Here is a 16,874-nt window from a genome sequence, read left to right as displayed (position 1 = left end):
GGAAAAACTTGCCTAGCGATAGCTGCGCGGGTTGGTCCGCGTCGGCGACGGGCATCGGATGGCGGCGTGAACGGTTTGGTCGATCAGTTCCGGAGATTTGGCGCGGCGCGGCTGGCGGCGATGCTGGCGGTGACGCTGGCGCTGATCGGCTTCTTCGCCTTCGTCATGCTGCGCATGTCGCAGCCGGCGATGGGCGTGCTGTTCGCTGACCTGTCGAGCCAGGACGTCAGCGCGATCCTGAAGGATCTCGACGCGCGCGGCGTCAAATACGAGCTGCGCGGCGACGGGCAGACCATTCTCGCGCCGCGCGCCGACGTGCCGCGCCTGCGGCTCGATCTCGCCGGCAAGGGCATCCCGTCCGGCGGCGGCGTCGGCTACGAGATCTTCGACAAGGGCGATGCCTTCTCCTCGACCAGCTTCGTCCAGAACATCAACCATTTGCGGGCGCTCGAGGGCGAGCTCTCGCGCACCATCCGCTCGATCGGCCGGGTCCAGGCCGCGCGCGTCCATCTCGTCATTCCAGAGCGGCGCCTGTTCGAGCGCGACCGCGAGCCGCCGCGCGCCTCGATCGCGCTCAAGCTCGCCGGCGACCTCGACGCGGCCCAGGTCCGGGCAGTTCGCCATCTCGTCGCCTCGGCGGTGGACGGGCTGAAGCCGGAGCGGGTCTCGATCGTCGACGAGCGCGGCCGGCTTCTCGCCGACGGCGCCCAGGGCGAGCAGGGGCTCGCCGGCGTCGGCCTCGACGAGCGCCAGGGCGCGATCGAGCGGCGGATCAAGTCGCAGGTCGAGGATATCGTCGCCAGCATCGTCGGTCCCGGCCGGGCGCGCGTCCAGGTCTCGGCCTCGCTCGACAGCAACCGTATCGAAAGCCGCTCCGAGACCTTCGATCCCGAGAGCAAGGTCATCCGTTCGAGCCAGAACCGCAACGAGACCTCGACCACCAACGAGTCGCGCGAGGGCGTCACCGTCGGCAACGAGCTGCCGGGTGCGCAGCAGCCGAACCAGGCCCAGCAGGGCGTGCAGAAGGACGCCACCAACAAGAACGAAGAGGTGGTCAACTACGAGATCTCGCGCACCACGCGCACCGAGGTGCTCGAGGGCGGTCGCGTCCGCAAGCTTTCGGTCGCGGTGCTGGTCGACGGCACCTATGCCCGCGGGCAGGGCGCCGAGGCGAGCTACCAGCCGCGGACCCAGGAGGAGCTTGAGCGGATCGGCCAGCTGGTGCGCACCGCCATCGGCTTCGACCGGCAGCGCGGCGACCAGGTCGAGGTCGTCAACCTGCGCTTCGCCGAAGGGCCGCAGGCGCAGGCCGATCTCGTCGAGCAGAGCCTGATGCAGCAGCTGCTCTCCTTCACCAAGGAGGACATGGTCCGCTTCGCCGAGATCGGCGTGATCTCGCTGCTGATCCTGATCGTGCTGATGGTGGTGGTGCGTCCGCTTCTGAAGCAGGTTCTGGCGCCCGAGCGCGACTTCCGGGCGATCCCGACCTTCATGCGCAATGGCGTGATCGTCACCACGGCCGAGCAGGGCACCGGTGATCCGGCGAACCTGCCCGCAGTCGCCGGTGGCTCCGTTGGCGACGGCGGCGATGGCGATGTCGCCGCACCATCCGAGCGGATGCTAGCGATCGCGCAGGTCAAGGGCCAGCTCAAGGCCCAGTCGGTCGAGAAGATCGGCGCCATGGTCGCGCAGAACCCGGCCGATTCGGTCGCCGTGCTGCGTGGCTGGATCCACGAAAAAGCACCGGCGTGAGGGGCTGAGCCATGGCCACGCGCTCCATAGCTACCCGAAGCGCCGGCGAGAGCGATCTCGCCGAGAGCTTTTCGGGGCAGCTGCCGGTGGTCTCCCTGGAGGCCATGACCGGCCCGCAGCGGGCGGCCGTCATCCTGCTGGTGCTCGGCGAAGACCATGGCCGGGTGATCTGGCAGGAGTTCGACGACGAGGAAATCCGGATCATCACCCGGGCGATGGCCGAGCTCGGCACGGTCGATTCCGACCAGGTCGAGCGGCTGATGCTCGAATTCGTCGGCAAGCTCTCCAGCGCCGGCGCGATCACCGGCTCCTTCGACCGCACGATTTCACTACTCGAAAAGATACTGCCGACCGATCAGGTCGCCCTGATCATGGAGGAGATCCGTGGTCCGGCCGGCCGCAACATGTGGCAGAAGCTCGGCAATATCGACGCCGTCGTGCTCGCCAACTTCCTGAAGAACGAATACCCGCAGACCATCGCGGTGATCCTGTCGCGTATCCGCCCCGAGCATTCCGCCAATGTGCTGCGCAACCTGCCGGGCGAGCTCTCGATCGAGGTGGTCAGCCGCATGCTGCGGATGGAGTCGGTGCAGAAGGAAGCGCTCGACCATATCGAGAACACGCTGCGCACCGAGTTCGTCTCGACCCTGACGCAGACGCGCCGGCGCGACCCGCACGAGATGATGGCCGAGATCTTCAACGGCTTCGACCGCCAGACCGAGACGCGCTTCCTCGCGGCGCTCGATGCCACCAACCAGGAATCTGCCGAGCGCATCCGGGCGCTGATGTTCACCTTCGAGGACCTCGGCAAACTCGATTCCGCCGGGCTGCAGACGCTGATGCGCCAGGTCGACAAGGACACGCTGGCACGGGCCCTCAAGGGTGCCGGCGAGGAGATGCGCAACTTCTTCCTCGGCGCCATGTCGCAGCGCGCCGCCAAGAACCTGCTCGACGACATGCAGGGGCTCGGCCCGCTGCGCCTCAAGGAGGTCGACGAGGCGCAGATGAAGATGGTGACGCTGACCAAGGATCTCTCCGAGAAGGGTGAGATCGTCATCTCCAAGGGCAATGCCGAGGACGAGCTGGTTTACTGATGGCCCCCGCCAAGAAATTCATGTTCGACACCGACTTCAGCGGCAACAGCCGCAAGGCGGTCGACGAGGGGGCGCTGGATGCGGCCCGGGCCGAGGGTTTCCACAGCGGCGTCGACCAGGCGCGTCGCGAGGCCGACCAGCAGACCGCAACGCTGCTGTCGCAACTCGCCAGGTCCTGCCAGCAATTGCTGGCGCAGCAGGATGCCCGGCTGGCCGCGATCGAGGAGCAGGCGGCGCATCTCGCCGTGGCCGCCGCACGCGGCCTCGCCGGGGCGGCGCTGGCGGACAAGCCGTTGGTCCAGCTCCTTGCTGCCGCCCGCGAGTGCTTCGGCCATGCAAGGCAGGCACCGCATCTGGTGGTCCATGTGCATGAAAGCCTGGTCGAGACCGTCGAAGGCAAGCTTGCGGGGCTGGCGCGCGAGACCGGCTTTGCCGGCCGCGTCGTCGTGCTCGGCGAGCCCGATATCGCACCGGGCGACGGGCGCATCGAATGGGCCGATGGCGGTCTCGCCATCGACAGCGCGCAGCGCGACGGCGCCATCGAGGCGGCGATCAGAAGCGTATTTGGCCCGGCCGGATCGTCCGGCCAGGGAACGAGGTGACAGACATGGCCGACAACGACCTCAACCTGCCTCCGCTCAACCCGGCCGATCTTTCCTTCGACCACAACAACGATGCCTCGGTCGCCCGGTCCGGACCGGTGCCGGTGAAGACGGCCGAAGATCTGGAGCAGGTCTTCGACGTGCCGGTGACGGTCTCGGCGGTGCTCGGCTCCTCGCGCATCGCGGTCGGCGATCTCCTGCGGATCACGCCCGGCGCCGTGCTCGAACTCGACCGGCGCGTCGGCGAGGCCATCGACATCTTCGTCAACGAGCGCCTGGTGGCACGCGGCGAGGTGGTGGTGGTCGAGGAACGCCTCGGCGTCACCATGACGGAAATCATCAAGGCTGACCGGTGACGAACCGGACGGCCAAAGCAGATCACGCAAGGAAGTCCTGACCCATGCGCCTCATCATCGTCGGCAGCCTCAAGGGCCAGCTCATCACCGCGGCCAAGATCGCCGTCTCGCATGGCGCCGCCGTGACCCATGCCGAAAGCGCCGAGCAGGCGCTCGCCGTGCTGCGGGCCAAGGGCGGCGACCTGCTGATGGTCGATGTCGAGCAGCCGATCGCCAAGCTGATCGCGGCGCTCGAGGCCGAGCGCATCCGCACCCCGCTCGTCGCCTGCGGCACCTCGACCGATGCCCGGGCCGCAGTGGCGGCGATCCAGGCCGGCGCGCGCGAATATGTGCCGCTGCCGCCGGATCCGGAGCTGATCGCGGCGGTGCTCGCCGCCGTCGCCTCCGACAAGGCAAGCCTGATCTGGCGCGACCCGGCGATGGAGCGTGTCGTCCAGCTCGCCAACCAGATAGCCCGTTCCGACGCTCCGGTGCTGGTCACCGGCGAAAGCGGCACCGGCAAGGAGATGATCGCTCAGCACCTGCACCAGAAGTCGCTGCGCAAGGACAAGCCCTTCGTCGCGGTGAACTGCGCGGCGATCCCCGACAACCTGCTCGAATCCGAACTGTTCGGCCATGAGAAGGGCGCCTTCACCGGGGCGGTCGCCCGGCGTATCGGCAAGTTCGAGGAGGCCAGCGGCGGCACGCTGCTGCTCGACGAAATCTCGGAAATGGATGTGCGGCTGCAGGCCAAGCTGCTGCGCGCCCTGCAGGAGCGGATGATCGACCGGGTCGGCGGCACGCAGCCGGTCAAGGTCGACCTGCGCATCATCGCGACTTCGAACCGCAATCTCGGCGACGCCGTGCGCGAGGGCTCGTTCCGCGAGGACCTGTTCTACCGGCTCAACGTCGTGCATCTGCGCCTGCCGGCGCTGCGCGAGCGCCCGGGCGACATCCTGGCGCTGGCCGACCATTTCGCCCGGAAATACGCCGAGCTGAATGGGCTGCCGCAGCGACCGATCGCAGCCGAGGCGCGCAAGCTGCTGCTTGCCAATGGCTGGCGCGGCAATGTCCGCGAGCTCGAGAACACCGTCCACCGCGCCGTGCTGCTGGCGCAGGGCGTCGAGATCGGCACGGAGGCGATGCTGACCCCGGAGGGCGAGACGCTCGGCCCGGCCACCGGCCGCGATGTCGCCTCACGGGCGGCCCAGACGGCAGAGGCGATGACGCGCGGCCTCGTCGGGCGCACCGTCGCCGATGTCGAGCGCGACCTGATCCTCGACACGCTCGACCATTGCCTCGGCAACCGCACCCATGCGGCGAAGATCCTCGGCATCTCGATCCGGACCTTGCGCAACAAGCTCGGCGAGTATGTCTCCGCCGGCATTCCGGTGGCCGAGCCGGGGCAGGCGCGGACGCAGTCGCTCTGAGCGCAGCGACGGCCGCAGAAAATGAAGCGGGCCGGAGCGATGCTCCGGCCCGTGGAAAACCACTCAGTAGTAGTAACGACGGCGGTAATAGGGCCGCGGGCGATAATAGTAGCGCGGGCGATAATAGGGACGCCGATAATAGCGCGGGCGATAATAGGGGCGCCGGTAATAGGGGCGCCGATAATAGTAGTACTGGCTGAACTCGGCGTCGGTCTTGTCGAGCGCGGCGCTGGTCTCGGCGTCGAGCGCTTCGCCGCCTTCAGTTGCCTTGGGCTCGGGCGCCGGCGTTGGAACGAGCTTCGGCTGGGCCGCTTCGGCAGCGGCGATACCGCCGACGCTGGCAGCGGCCAGACCGCCGAACAGCGCCATCACGAATGAACGTCTATCCATGCATTCCTCCATCAGGTTCGATCCGAGCGCCGCGTACCCGCGAAGCCACTTTAGGTTCCCCCTGACCAGCCGTCACGTCCCTGGACGCGCCGATCGGCAACGGGGCTGACGGCGCGGGGGGCCGGCCGTTAGCGCTTTGGGATGGTCTGAGGCCAAATCGCCCGGCCTCGTCGGCATCCCGATTATTGCGGCCTGCGGGAGTCATTGCGCCCCCAGCGGCCGGCTGATGTCCTCCAGCGAGCGGCGCTCGGCCCTGACCGCGAATTTCCAGGCGATCAGGCCGGCGCCGATCATCAGCACGGCACCGAACAGATAGCCGCCGAGCACGCTGGTGCGCGAGCCGGTGTCAATCAGGGCGCCGAAAACCCACGGGCCGGCGACGCCGCCAAGGCCGGTGCCGAGCGCGTAGAAGACGGCGATCGCGAGCGCCCTGATCTCGAGCGGATAGGTCTCGCTCACCGTCAGATAGGCCGAGCTCGCCGCCGCGGATGCGAAGAAGAAGACGACGCTCCAGCAGGCGGTGAGCTGGGCGGCCGTGAGCAGGTCGCGCTCGAAGAGCAGGCCGGTGCCGGCCAGCAGCAGGCCCGACAGCACATAGGTCGCAGCGATCATCGTCCGACGGCCGAGGCTGTCGAAGAGCCGGCCGAGCAGCAGCGGGCCTAGGAAGTTGCCGGCGGCGAAGGGCAGGATGAACCAGCCGATCGCGTTGGACGGCACGTTGTAGAAATCGGTGAGGATCAGCGCGTAGCTGAAGAAGATGGCGTTGTAGAAGAAGGCCTGCGAGGACATCAGCGCGAGCGCCACCAGGGTGCGCGGCCGGTGGGTCACGAACAGCGTGTGGCCGACCTCCTTCATTGGCGTGAAGCGCCGGGGCCGCAGGGTGAGGGTCGGGAGCGGCGCCTGCGGCGGCGGGGCAGGGGCAAAAGCCTCGATCCGCGCCACGATGGCTTCGGCCTCGGCGAGGCGGCCATGGCTCATCAGCCAGCGCGGGCTTTCGGGAATCCAGCGGCGCAGGAAGAGGATGATCAGGCCGAGCGCGGCGCCGATGAAGAAGGCGAGCCGCCAGCCGAGCTCGGGGTCGATCACCCTGGGGTCGAGCAGCACGATCGCGCCGATTCCGCCCATCGCGGCACCGACCCAGAAGGAGCCGTTGATGACGAGGTCGGTCCAGCCACGGACACGGGCGGGCACCAGCTCCTGGATTGTCGAGTTGATCGCCGTGTACTCGCCACCGATGCCCATGCCGGTCAGGAAGCGGAAAAGGAGGAAGCTCCAGAGGTGCCAGGAGAAGGCGGTCGCGGCCGTGGCGGCGAGATAGAGCAGCAGGGTGATGGTGAAGAGGCGCTTGCGGCCGAGCCGGTCGGTCAGCCAGCCGAAGAGCACGGCTCCGATCACCGCGCCGGCGAGATAGGCCGCGCCGGCGAGGCCGACCTCGGTGTTGCTGAACTTGAGGACCGGGCTTTCCTTCAGCGCGCCGGACACGGAGGCTGCGAGCGTGACCTCGAGGCCGTCGAGGATCCATGTGACGCCAAGGGCGACGACGACGAGCGTGTGGAAGCGTGACCAGGGCAGCCGGTCCAGCCTGGCGGGGATGTCGGTGACGATTTCGCGGGGCAGGTCGCGCGTTTCGTTCACGGCTCCCGTTCCATCACAGGGCGGCCGGAGGCCGCGAGGAGGGAAAGGGCCGGCGCCTTCGCGCCGGCCCGTTCGGCGTCAGCGCACGTAGACGCGGCGCGGTCGGACGACGGTGGTGCGCCGGACCACGACAGGGCGCCGATAATAGCCCGGCGGGCGGCGGACGACGGTGGTACGCCGGACGACGACGGGACGGCGATAGCCGACCGGACGGCGCACCACGGTGGTGCGGCGGACCACGGTCTGGGTGAAGTCGGCGTCGGCCTTGTCGAGACCAGCCTTCAATTCGGGTGCGAGATCCTCGGGACTGGGAACCGGGCTGGCTGGCGCCGGCATTGCCGCCTGAGCCAGGCCCGCACCACCGATCGCGGCTGTGGCGAGGCCACCGAACAGGCTCAATACAAACGAGCGTCTATCCAAGATTTCCTCCAATAATCCAGGCCCGAAAGCCAATCTTGTCGACCCGCGCCGAGTTGGCTGGCCGAATGCGGCCGCAAAGCGGCCATTCGATAACGGTCTGTTCAGGGAAAGGTTCCAAACGGGATTTTTTCGCCCTTCTTAACCACTCGTTCACCATACACCCGGCAAGAATTGCCGGGTGTGGATCGCGCTTCGTGACGGGCCACGCATGGAGCGGGCTGGGCGATGAGCGATGTGACGGCGGGCGCTGGCGGTGGCATGACCATGCCGACGCGCGGCCAGATGGGCAGCCTGCTGAACCGTCCGGACCTGTTCCTCGCGATCGGCGTGATGGGCATCCTCGTGGTGCTGATCTTCCCGATGCCGGCGGTCCTTCTGGATCTCCTCCTGGCGCTGTCGATCATCCTCTCGGTGCTCGTGCTGATGACGGCGCTGTTCATCGAGGAGCCGCTGGAGTTCTCCGCCTTCCCGACGGTGTTGCTGATCGTCACCATGTTCCGGCTGGCGCTCAACCTCGCCTCGACGCGCCTGATCCTGTCGCATGGCCATGAGGGCAGCTCCGCCGCCGGCCATGTCATCGAGGCCTTCGCCAATTTCGTGATGAGCGGCAATTTCGTGATCGGGGTGATCGTCTTCACCATCCTGATCATCGTGAATTTCGTCGTCATCACCAAGGGTTCCGGCCGCATCGCCGAGGTTGCGGCGCGCTTCGCCCTCGACGCCCTGCCGGGCAAGCAGATGGCGATCGACGCCGATCTTTCGGCCGGTCTGATCGACCAGGATGTCGCCAAGGCCCGCCGCAAGGCGCTGGAGGACGAAGCCTCCTTCTTCGGCTCGATGGACGGTGCCTCGAAATTCGTGCGCGGCGACGCGATCGCCGGCCTCCTGATCACCTTCATCAACGTGATCGGCGGCATCATCATCGGCGTCGCGCAGCAGGGCATGAGCTTCGGCGCGGCGGCCCACAACTACACCCTTCTCACCGTCGGCGATGGCCTCGTCAGCCAGATCCCGGCGCTGATCGTCTCGACTGCGGCTGGCCTGCTCGTCTCGAAATCGGGCGTGCGCGGCGCTGCCGACAAGGCGCTCGGCAAGCAGCTCTCGGGCTATCCCAAGGCGCTCGGCATGTCGTCAGCGGTGATGGCGCTGATCGCGATCCTGCCCGGCATCCCGATGCTGCCCTTCCTGGTGCTGGCGGGCGGCTCGGCCTGGCTCGCCCGGCATTTCGGTCAGATCGCCAAGGAGCGGGCGGTGGAGACCGCGCAGGCGGCGCAGGACGCTTCGCCGCTGGCCGCCGACGGCACGCCGAAGGAAGAGACGCTGAACGACCTGCTCAAGCTCGACGAGCTCAAGATCGAGATCGGCTACGGGCTCTTGCCGCTGGTCAACGCGCCGGGCGGGGCAGACCGTCTGACCGACCAGGTCCGGGCGCTGCGGCGCCAGCTCGCGGCCGAGCTCGGCTTCGTCATGCCGGCGGTGCGCATCGTCGACAACGTCCAGCTCGAGGCGAACAACTACTACATCAAGATCAAGGAGATCGATGCCGGCCACGGCGTCGTCTACGCCGGCCAGTACATGGCGATGGACCCGATGGGCGGCAGCGTGAACCTGCCCGGCCACAATGTGCTGGAGCCGACCTTCGGCTTGCCGGCGACCTGGATCGACGCGGCGCTGCAGGACGAGGCGCAGCTGCGCGGCTTCACGGTGGTCGACGCCGCGACCGTGATATCGACCCACCTCACCGAGGTTCTCAAGTCGCACATGCCGGAGCTGCTCTCGCATGGCGAGGTCCAGAAGCTGCTGCGCGAGCTGCCGAAGGACCATGCCGATCTCGTCAAGGAGATCGTGCCGAACCAGATCTCGACCACCGGCATCCAGCGCGTGCTGCAGCTCCTGCTCGCCGAGCGCATCTCGATCCGCGACCTCGCGACCATCGTCGAGGGCATCGCCGAGGTCGCGGGCGGCATCAAGAACCCGCGCGACATCGCCGAGCATGTCCGCGTCCGGCTCGCCCGCCAGATCTGCGCCCAGTTCTCCAACCAGCACGGGCAACTGCCGATCATCACCCTGTCGCCGGCCTGGGAGAGCGTCTTCGCCGAGTCGATTGTCGGCCAGGGCGAGGACCGCCATCTCGCCATGCAGCCCTCGCGCCTGCAGGAATTCGTCCATGCCGTGCGCGACAAGTTCGAGGACGCGGCGCGGATGGGCGAGATGCCGGCGCTCGTAACTTCAGGAATGGCGCGGCCCTTCGTGCGCCAGATCATCGAGCGCTTCCGGCGCGAGACGCCGGTGCTCTCGCAGGGCGAGATCCATCCGCGGGCCAAGCTCAGGACGGTCGGGAGCGTCTGACCTGCACGGCCAGCTTCGCGCAACTTCCAAGCTCCCATCCTTCGAGACGCCGCTTCGCGGCTCCTCAGGGTGAGAACTGAAGGAGCGTGTTCCCAGGGAGTCAGCGCCGCGACACTACCACGAGATAGCGCGCCGGCCCGGGGCCGGGATTGCTGAAGCGGCAGTCGCTCGGCGGGCCGAGCTCCATGCAGTCGCCTGGCTCGAGGCGCGTGACGATGCCGCCCTCGTCGAAGTCGAGCACGCCAGACTGCATCCAGATCTGCTGGCGGATGAAGGCATAGGAGCTGGCGGGGTAGGCGATGGCGGCGCCGGCAGGAAGCTCGCCCGCGACCAGTTCGAGATCGCCGTTGCCGGCCGGCGAGATGGCGCGGCGGACGAAGCCGGTCTCCGGGTCGCGCCAGGAGGGCTGGTCGGCGGCGCGCCGAAGGCGCTCGCCGGCGCTCTCGATGCGGGCGAGCAGATTGGACAGGGTCAGGCCGAAGGCGCCGGAGAGCCGGCCGAGCAGAACCGCCGTCGGGCTGGCCTCGCCGCGCTCGATCCGGCTGATCATGGCGCGCGAGACGCCGGAGCGCTCGGCGAGATCGTTCAGGCTCCAGCCCCGCGCCTCGCGCTCGCCACGCAGCCTCTCTGCCAGTCTTGACGCGAGATCGTCCATCATCATACCCTTCTTTCTCATATAATAGACTGCGGTGGGGGCCTTGGCCAGATGGCGAGGCGGGCGCCCTGCATCCGCGCCATGGCTGCATGCCCGGCCGGCATTGGCCCTTGCTCGTCTCTCTCGCTAAGCGCAGCCCATGTCCCGCAATGCCGCTCTCTTCGCCTTGATGTGCCTCGTCTGGGGCCTGACCTGGCTGCCGATCAAGGTCGGGGCTCAGCATGTGCCGCCGGTCTTCCTCGCGGCGGCGCGCTTCACCATTGCGGGTGTGCTGATGCTCGCCTGGGCGGGGCGCGACCTCAGGAAGGTGCCGGCGGATGCATGGCCGCGCCTCGTCGCCACGGCGCTGCTGCTCAACACCGGAAACTATTCGCTGCTGTTCTGGGGGGCCGCGCAGGCGCCGAGCGGGCTCGCCGCGATCGTCAACTTCGCGACGATCCCGATCTTCACCATCATCGCCAGCCGGACGATCGAAGGCCAGGCGATCGGCGCGCGCAAGCTGGCCGCCATCGGCCTCGGCACGCTCGGGCTGTGCTTCCTGTTCGCGACGCGGGCGCTCGGCGGTCTGGACGCGGCGAGCGGCAATCCGCTGGAAATCTGGGGCCTCGCCGCGATCGCGCTCGGAACCCTGCTCTACTGCTTCGGTGCCGTCCTGGCGCGTCCCATCGCCAGCCGCATGCCGACACTGGCCCTTGCAGGCTGCCAGACGCTGATCGGCGGGATCGGCCTCAGCCTCGTCTCGGCCAGCTTCGAGACCGTGACGGCCGCGCATTTCCAGGCGCTCGTCGCGTGGCCGACGCTGCCTTCGCTCGCCTTCCTCGTGCTCGGTGGCTCGCTGATCGGCTTCACCGTTTACATGCGGCTGGTGCGCGACTGGGGCGCTTTCCGGGCCGGGCTCTATGCTTTCATCAGCCCGGCGGTCGCGGTGGCCGCTGGTGTGCTCGTGCTGTCCGAGCCGTTCGGCTGGAGCGAGGCGCTCGGGAGCCTTTTGATGTTCGGCGCAGCGGCGATCGCGCTGAAGCGCTGAGGGCCCTCCGCTTTCCGGTTGCCGCGGTGGTGTGGCCGCCGGGCGACTTCTTTGCGAGGGCACCGGTGCTGGATTCGAGGCTCAGGCCTTCGGCCAGTCCCGGAAAGACGGCATGGTTCCGTTCGTAAGCGAGCGTGCGCTCAAGCCTTAATCCGGCTTGTCGATGTGCAGGGCTGCGGCCTTGGCAGCCGCCTGTTCCTGCGCCTTCACCTGCGTCTCATGCGCCATCGCCTTGCGCAGCTGCGCGCGCTCGAAGGCGAGCACGATCGGCAGCGAGAGCACCAGCGGCAGGATGAGATAGAACAGGCGCCAGATCAGCAGCGCGGCGAAGACGGCGGGGGCGGGCACGCCCGGCATGACGGCAAGGAAGACCGCCTCCATCACGCCGACGCCGCCGGGAACCTGGCTGAGAAGCCCGGCCGAGAACGAGATCAGGAAGGCGCCGAGCACGATGAAGAAGCCGGGATTGCCCTGATCCGGCAGGGCGAAATAGATGATGCCGGCTGCCCCCATCAGTTCCAGCGGCGCGGCGAGATACTGTCGTGCGACGATCGGCAGGCGGGGATAGACCAGCTCGAACTTGCCGATCCTGAGCGGCTTGAAGCGCAGCCAGGAGCCGATCGTGTAGAGAACGCAGAAGGCGAGGAGGCCGAAGCCGATCAGCCTCGCCTGCGTGTCGCCGATCCCGAACCATTGCGAGAGGCGATGGAGCGGGCGCAGGATCTGCGGCTCGCCGACCAGGACGAGGCCGAGCAGCAGGATCGTGCCGAAGGCGAAGGTGAAGGAGCACAGGGCGACGAGCACCGCGATCTCTGCCGCGGTCAGCCCCTTCGCGTGATAGGCGCGGTAGCGCACCATGCCGCCGGAGAACACCGAGGCGCCGATATTGTGCGACAGCGCATAGGTGACGAAGGAGCAGAGCGAGATATAGGGCCAGGAAATGCCCTTCTCCTTGCCGAGATGGAGCAGCGCGATGCGGTCGTACCAGGCGAGCGCGGCATAGGCGACCAATGTCGCAAGGCCGGCATGGAAGAAGGCGGCGGGCGGGATCAGCGCAATCTTCTGGCCGATGCCGCCGGCGACGATGGCGATGCTGTCCCAGAGTCCGGCATGTTCGAGGCGCGCGCTCATCGCCTCGTTGGTCAGAGCCTCGGTCTTGAGCTTGTCCCAGAGCAGCTCGACGGACCAGATGACAGCGACGAGGCCGATCAGCGGCCAGAGATAGTCGAGATACTTCTTCATGAAACCCGCAGGCGGCCGGACGGCGAGGGAGGTATCGAGGCTATGCGCAATCTGCAGCCGGCGCATGCGAAATCCGCGCGGGTCGCGTTCGTTCTCTCTGCCAGCGGCCGGCAGCGAGGGCAAGCGGCGCGACGGTATTTCGTTTCAGCCGAGCCACTTGCCGTAAGGTCGGTCAGTGGCCGTTCTTCTTGAGCCAGTCCCGCATGAAGGCGATCTCCTTCTCCTGCTCGGTGATGATCGCATTCGCGAGCTTGCGCAGCTCCGGGTCCTTGCCATGGGCGAGCACGACCTTGGCCATGTCGATCGCGCCCTGGTGGTGCGGGATCATGCCGCGGACGAAATCGGCATCGGCGTCGCCGGTGAAGGCAACCATCATGTCCTTGTGCATCTTGTCGTTGACCGCCTTGTAGGCGGCGGTCGAGGCGCTGTCCGCGGCGCTGGCGCCATGGCTGCCGTGGCCCTGATGGCTCTGGGCGAGGGCGGAGCCGGCGGAGGCGAGGGCGCCGGACAGGGCGAGACCGGCGAAAAGCCTGCGGTCGATGGTCATACGATATCCTTTCGAAGCACTAGGCCGCCGTCAGGGCGCACCGGGCCAGGCCCGGCATCGCCTGTGGGCGGGCTGCCGGACGAACAGCCGGCCTGGTCCAGTTGGGCCGGGATCATGTCATGATCGCGGCGAAACGAATCGAGCCCGGGCGTCGCCCCGGCGGAGCCCCATGCCCGAGACCTTTTCCATCAGCCTCAACGGCGTCACCGACCTGCCGCCGGGCAAGGTCGCCGCCATCGTCACCTCGCTCGAAATGACCGCGGCGCCGCCAGTGCGACAGGACCCACCGGGCACCGAGGGGCTGGCGCTGGAGCCGATCGGCGCGCCCGACACGGCGCGTTATCTCGCCATGTACAGGGTGTTGGGCGAGCGTTGGATGTGGTTCAGCCGCCTGGTCAAGCCGGCGGCCCATAGCGAGGCGATCCTCGGCGACGCGGCGGTGCTGTGCTTCGTCGTGCGCCTCGAGGGGCGCGATGTCGGATTGCTGGAGCTGGACTTCCGTGAGGCGGGCGAGGGCGAGCTCGCCTTCTTCGGCCTGGAGGAAAGCGTGCTCGGCAAGGGCGCGGGGCGCTGGCTGATGAACCGGGCGCTGGAACTGGCCTGGGCCCGGCCGATCTCACGCTTCTGGGTACACACCTGCACGCTCGATCATCAGGGAGCGCCGGAATTCTACCAGCGCTCCGGATTCAGGGCGTTCAAGCGCAGCGTCGAGGTGGTCGACGATCCAAGGCTCGCGGGCCATATGCCGCGAGCCTCCGTGCCGCATCATCCGGTGATCGAATGATGCGGCTGTGGGCTTACATGCCGGGGCGCGAGGAGCGCAGGCCGATCGAGTCCATCATCGCCTGATCGCGGGCGGCGTCGGCGGCACGCTCGGTGGCGCGCTCGCGGTCCTCGAGGATTTCGACCTTCTTCATCTCCTCGAAGGCCTCCTGCAATTCACCCTTGGCCTCTTCGAGCTGGCCCTGCAGGTTGTCGGCCGACTGGCGCAGATTATCCCGGCGACCGAGCGCCGCCTTGGCATAGGTCGGGTAGGCGAAATGGGCGGGATCGGAGATCCCGGCGCGGCTTTCCTCGTTCTGGATCTCGCGATCCAGATCGCCCGCCATCCGGTGAAACTCGGCGATCATCATCTCGATCTGGCTCACGCGGCGGCGCTTCTCGTCCACCTGGAACCGTTTGAGACGCAAAAGGGTCTCTCGCGACTTCATGTCGGCTCTTACTCCTGATTACGCATGGCGGCGTGCCAACCCCTCGGCACGGCGCCCGAACGACTTACGCGAGACGAAAAGGACAATGGCGCAAGGAGGTTGACCGTTCCTTACCGGCAATGGCCGCATTTGACGCATGTTGCATCTGCGCCATGGAGCCTGCCGACCGGACGCGGCCTCGCCTAGTCTCGGCGTTATTAAGAATCAGCAGCAAAAGTGCTGCGGGACCATCGTCTTGCCCGGCCCTTTCCGTCTTCCCCAATATGGGCCGCTGCTTGCCGGCCTCGCCCTCACCCGGATCATCGGCTGGGGTTCGATCTACTATTCGCCCTCGGTCCTTGCGGCCTATCTCGACCGCGATCTTGGCCTCGGCCCGGCGGTGGTCTTCAGCGGGGTGACCATCCTGCTGGTCACCGGCGCCGCGCTCTCGCCGTCGCTCGGGCGTCATCTCGACCAGCGTGGCACGCGGCAGGCGATGTGCGTCGGTGCGGTGATCGCCGCGATCGGGCTCGCTTTGCTCTCGCAGGTGCAGGGGCCGATAAGCTATCTGGCGACCTGGTTCGTCATCGGCATCGGCCACGCGATGCAACTCGCCAACACCGGCAACGTCACGGTGGCGCAATTGATGGGCGAGCGCACGCGCAAGGTCATCGGCCTGATGATGCTGGTGACCGGGCTCGCCTCCAGCGTGTTCTGGCCGCTGACCGCGGCGCTGACCGCCGCTTATGGCTGGCGCGTCTGCCTCCTGATTTTCGCGGCGATCCAGCTCTTCATCGTCCTGCCGATCCACCTCGCGATTCCGCGCTACCGGATGAAGCCTACGGGCGAAGCTGTCGATGCCGGGCAGGAGACTGCCGATGAAGGCCGGGTGCCGCCATCGGCACGGCGCGCGACCTTCTGGCTGATGGCACTGAGCTTCTCCGCCAGCGGCCTTGTCTCCTGGGGGTTGCCGCTGCACGTGATAGGCCTGATGCAGAACGCCGGGCTCAGCAATGCGACTGCGGTGGCGATCGCGACGCTCAGCGGCCCGGCGACCCTGGTCGCCCGGGCCATCGATGCGGTGGCGGGCCATCGGTTCCCGGTCGAGCGCGTCGCGCTCGGGGGGCTCGCGCTCGGACCGCTGTCCTGCCTGCTGATGGCGCTCGCGCCGGGGGCTGCTCCGGTCGCGGTCGCCTTCATCCTGTTGTTCAACGCCGCGATGGGGGTGATCGCAGTCGCCCGCGCGACCTTGCCGCTGGCGCTGTTCGGCCGCCACGGATTTGGCAGCATGTTGGGGCGGCTTGCGGTTCCGCAGAACCTGACCTTTGCGGCCGCGCCACTGCTATTCGCGTTGATGATCGAGCGGATCGGCCCGTCCGGAACGCTCTACATCTCGGCCATGATCCAGTTCGCGGCGCTGCTGGCGATGGTCGCGCTGGTGCGTCGCCTCAGGACTTGAGTCCGGCGGGCGCAAATGTCGCGGCTGGTGCCTTGAGCGTGCCGTGTTAGGGCGGCAACGGTTCTGTGCCGCAGTGTCCGCGGTTGCCGGATGATCGCGCCACCGCCCCGACGAGGCGCGTGGATCTATTGAGAAACTCCCGAGCCCGATGCCGCTTCCACTCTTCTCCCGCCGCTTGGTCCTTCCGACCTTGTTCGCCGGGCTCGCCGTCTCGGCTGAGGCCGGCGAGCGCCCGCCGGTCTTCCGCACCTCGCGCTATCAATTCCGGGAGCTCGACCCGGTCGTCACCATGGCGCCGCTGGCGCTGGCGCGGCTGGACGGCAAGCCGGCTCTGGCGAAGCCGACAAACGGGAAGGTCACCTTGGTCTATCTCTGGGCGACCTGGTGCCCGGTCTGCCGGATCGAGCTGCCGCGCTTCGAACGCCAGCTGGCGCAGTTGCGGCAGGGCGGGGTCGATCTCCTGACGATCGCCACCGACGAGCGCGAGCCGGCGCATGTGAGGTCCTATCTCGCCCGGCTCGGCGTCAAGCAGCTTCCGGTCTTCCTCGACCATGGCGGCACGCGGCTCTCGGCCCGGCGCGATGATGGCAGCGAATCGCCGTTCTCGCTTTCCGAAGGCCAGCCGATCACCTATGCGGTCGATCCGCGCGGCGGAGTGCGAGGCTATATTCTCGGGGAGGCGGACTGGTCCTCGCCGCAGGCCCAGGCACTGCTCGGCTATTTCGCCAGAGCTTGAGAAGACCGGTG

Annotated in this window: 17 protein-coding genes; 10 read left to right on the top strand and 7 right to left on the bottom strand. The window is 67.8% G+C overall.

The window, feature by feature from the left end:
• The first annotated feature begins 66 nt into the window (after positions 1–66).
• From fliF to flbD, 5 genes are read left to right on the top strand one after another with little or no spacing between them, the layout of a single operon-like run.
• Positions 67–1,752 carry a flagellar basal-body MS-ring/collar protein FliF gene (fliF, locus tag AC1REK_RS09325; RefSeq protein ID WP_492268274.1) on the top strand — a complete coding sequence of 562 codons (1,686 nt, stop codon included), beginning with the start codon at positions 67–69 and terminating at the stop codon, positions 1,750–1,752.
• A gap of 11 nt (positions 1,753–1,763) precedes the next feature.
• Positions 1,764–2,846 carry a flagellar motor switch protein FliG gene (gene fliG / locus AC1REK_RS09320; protein WP_327524000.1) on the top strand — a complete coding sequence of 361 codons (1,083 nt, stop codon included), beginning with the start codon at positions 1,764–1,766 and terminating at the stop codon, positions 2,844–2,846.
• Complete coding sequence (locus AC1REK_RS09315) at positions 2,846–3,448, top strand: FliH/SctL family protein (protein ID WP_492268275.1); 603 nt, start codon at positions 2,846–2,848, stop codon at positions 3,446–3,448. Before fliG ends, AC1REK_RS09315 begins: the two co-directional genes overlap by 1 nt.
• Positions 3,449–3,453: 5 nt before the next feature.
• Entirely contained in the window at positions 3,454–3,804 is a 351-nt protein-coding gene (gene fliN / locus AC1REK_RS09310; protein ID WP_316016868.1) for a flagellar motor switch protein FliN, read from the top strand.
• A 44-nt stretch (positions 3,805–3,848) separates the two neighbouring features.
• Positions 3,849–5,213 (top strand): sigma-54-dependent transcriptional regulator FlbD, encoded by a 1,365-nt coding sequence (gene flbD / locus AC1REK_RS09305; protein ID WP_327524001.1) that lies wholly within the window; start codon positions 3,849–3,851, stop codon positions 5,211–5,213.
• Positions 5,214–5,276: 63 nt separating this feature from the next.
• On the opposite strand, the gene AC1REK_RS09300 is transcribed toward flbD, so the two are convergent.
• The 3 genes from AC1REK_RS09300 to AC1REK_RS09290 all read right to left on the bottom strand — a co-directional run bounded on the left by AC1REK_RS09300 (position 5,277) and on the right by AC1REK_RS09290 (position 7,658).
• The gene (locus AC1REK_RS09300) at positions 5,277–5,603 is read right to left on the bottom strand and encodes a hypothetical protein (RefSeq protein ID WP_316016866.1); all 327 of its coding nucleotides are present in this window, start codon (positions 5,601–5,603) and stop codon (positions 5,277–5,279) included.
• Between the two features lie 201 nt (positions 5,604–5,804).
• Entirely contained in the window at positions 5,805–7,238 is a 1,434-nt protein-coding gene (locus tag AC1REK_RS09295) for an MFS transporter (protein WP_492268276.1), read from the bottom strand.
• A 78-nt stretch (positions 7,239–7,316) separates the two neighbouring features.
• Positions 7,317–7,658, bottom strand: coding sequence for a hypothetical protein (locus AC1REK_RS09290; protein ID WP_327524003.1), 342 nt, complete (start codon positions 7,656–7,658; stop codon positions 7,317–7,319).
• 225 nt (positions 7,659–7,883) lie between these two features.
• Here AC1REK_RS09290 and flhA point away from each other — a divergent pair, with 225 nt between their 5' ends.
• On the top strand, positions 7,884–10,007 hold the full coding sequence (gene flhA / locus AC1REK_RS09285; RefSeq protein ID WP_327524004.1) for a flagellar biosynthesis protein FlhA: 2,124 nt from the start codon (positions 7,884–7,886) through the stop codon (positions 10,005–10,007).
• Positions 10,008–10,107: 100 nt separating this feature from the next.
• Here the strand turns inward: flhA and AC1REK_RS09280 are convergent, their stop codons facing one another.
• Positions 10,108–10,683: a helix-turn-helix domain-containing protein gene (locus tag AC1REK_RS09280; protein WP_414645015.1), complete on the bottom strand. Its 576-nt coding sequence runs from the start codon at positions 10,681–10,683 to the stop codon at positions 10,108–10,110.
• Between the two features lie 118 nt (positions 10,684–10,801).
• Between AC1REK_RS09280 and AC1REK_RS09275 the strand changes: the two genes are divergently transcribed.
• Entirely contained in the window at positions 10,802–11,689 is an 888-nt protein-coding gene (locus tag AC1REK_RS09275; protein ID WP_316016862.1) for a DMT family transporter, read from the top strand.
• Positions 11,690–11,836: 147 nt separating this feature from the next.
• Here the strand turns inward: AC1REK_RS09275 and AC1REK_RS09270 are convergent, their stop codons facing one another.
• Complete coding sequence (locus tag AC1REK_RS09270; RefSeq protein ID WP_492268277.1) at positions 11,837–12,931, bottom strand: lysylphosphatidylglycerol synthase transmembrane domain-containing protein; 1,095 nt, start codon at positions 12,929–12,931, stop codon at positions 11,837–11,839.
• 172 nt (positions 12,932–13,103) lie between these two features.
• Positions 13,104–13,478 (bottom strand): CopM family metallochaperone, encoded by a 375-nt coding sequence (copM, locus tag AC1REK_RS09265; RefSeq protein WP_492268278.1) that lies wholly within the window; start codon positions 13,476–13,478, stop codon positions 13,104–13,106.
• A gap of 169 nt (positions 13,479–13,647) precedes the next feature.
• Between copM and AC1REK_RS09260 the strand changes: the two genes are divergently transcribed.
• The gene (locus AC1REK_RS09260; RefSeq protein ID WP_492268279.1) at positions 13,648–14,262 is read left to right on the top strand and encodes a GNAT family N-acetyltransferase; all 615 of its coding nucleotides are present in this window, start codon (positions 13,648–13,650) and stop codon (positions 14,260–14,262) included.
• Positions 14,263–14,275: 13 nt separating this feature from the next.
• Here AC1REK_RS09260 and fliJ read toward each other — a convergent pair whose 3' ends face one another.
• The gene (gene fliJ, locus AC1REK_RS09255; protein WP_066470947.1) at positions 14,276–14,689 is read right to left on the bottom strand and encodes a flagellar export protein FliJ; all 414 of its coding nucleotides are present in this window, start codon (positions 14,687–14,689) and stop codon (positions 14,276–14,278) included.
• 235 nt (positions 14,690–14,924) lie between these two features.
• Here fliJ and AC1REK_RS09250 point away from each other — a divergent pair, with 235 nt between their 5' ends.
• Entirely contained in the window at positions 14,925–16,127 is a 1,203-nt protein-coding gene (locus AC1REK_RS09250) for an MFS transporter (RefSeq protein WP_492268280.1), read from the top strand.
• Between the two features lie 148 nt (positions 16,128–16,275).
• A complete protein-coding gene (locus AC1REK_RS09245) occupies positions 16,276–16,863 on the top strand; it encodes a TlpA disulfide reductase family protein (RefSeq protein ID WP_492268281.1) in 588 nt (195 codons plus the stop codon).
• Positions 16,864–16,874 lie beyond the last annotated feature (11 nt).

The sequence above is a fragment of the Allobosea sp. GW823-FHT02B03 genome, assembly GCF_058797755.1.
Note: the sequence above shows the minus strand (reverse complement) of the source record. Positions and strands in the feature narration are given on the sequence as shown.

What these genes read in the sequence shown, in the direction of transcription:
- fliG (WP_327524000.1), top strand. Translation starts at nt 1,764, where the DNA reads ATGGCCACGCGCTCCATAGCTACCCGAAGCGCCGGCGAGAGCGATCTC.
- AC1REK_RS09315 (WP_492268275.1), top strand. Translation starts at nt 2,846, where the DNA reads ATGGCCCCCGCCAAGAAATTCATGTTCGACACCGACTTCAGCGGCAAC.
- fliN (WP_316016868.1), top strand. Translation starts at nt 3,454, where the DNA reads ATGGCCGACAACGACCTCAACCTGCCTCCGCTCAACCCGGCCGATCTT.
- flbD (WP_327524001.1), top strand. Translation starts at nt 3,849, where the DNA reads ATGCGCCTCATCATCGTCGGCAGCCTCAAGGGCCAGCTCATCACCGCG.
- AC1REK_RS09300 (WP_316016866.1), bottom strand. Translation starts at nt 5,603, where the DNA reads ATGGATAGACGTTCATTCGTGATGGCGCTGTTCGGCGGTCTGGCCGCT.
- flhA (WP_327524004.1), top strand. Translation starts at nt 7,884, where the DNA reads ATGAGCGATGTGACGGCGGGCGCTGGCGGTGGCATGACCATGCCGACG.
- AC1REK_RS09280 (WP_414645015.1), bottom strand. Translation starts at nt 10,683, where the DNA reads ATGAGAAAGAAGGGTATGATGATGGACGATCTCGCGTCAAGACTGGCA.
- AC1REK_RS09275 (WP_316016862.1), top strand. Translation starts at nt 10,802, where the DNA reads ATGTCCCGCAATGCCGCTCTCTTCGCCTTGATGTGCCTCGTCTGGGGC.
- AC1REK_RS09270 (WP_492268277.1), bottom strand. Translation starts at nt 12,931, where the DNA reads ATGAAGAAGTATCTCGACTATCTCTGGCCGCTGATCGGCCTCGTCGCT.
- copM (WP_492268278.1), bottom strand. Translation starts at nt 13,478, where the DNA reads ATGACCATCGACCGCAGGCTTTTCGCCGGTCTCGCCCTGTCCGGCGCC.
- AC1REK_RS09260 (WP_492268279.1), top strand. Translation starts at nt 13,648, where the DNA reads ATGCCCGAGACCTTTTCCATCAGCCTCAACGGCGTCACCGACCTGCCG.
- fliJ (WP_066470947.1), bottom strand. Translation starts at nt 14,689, where the DNA reads ATGAAGTCGCGAGAGACCCTTTTGCGTCTCAAACGGTTCCAGGTGGAC.
- AC1REK_RS09245 (WP_492268281.1), top strand. Translation starts at nt 16,276, where the DNA reads ATGCCGCTTCCACTCTTCTCCCGCCGCTTGGTCCTTCCGACCTTGTTC.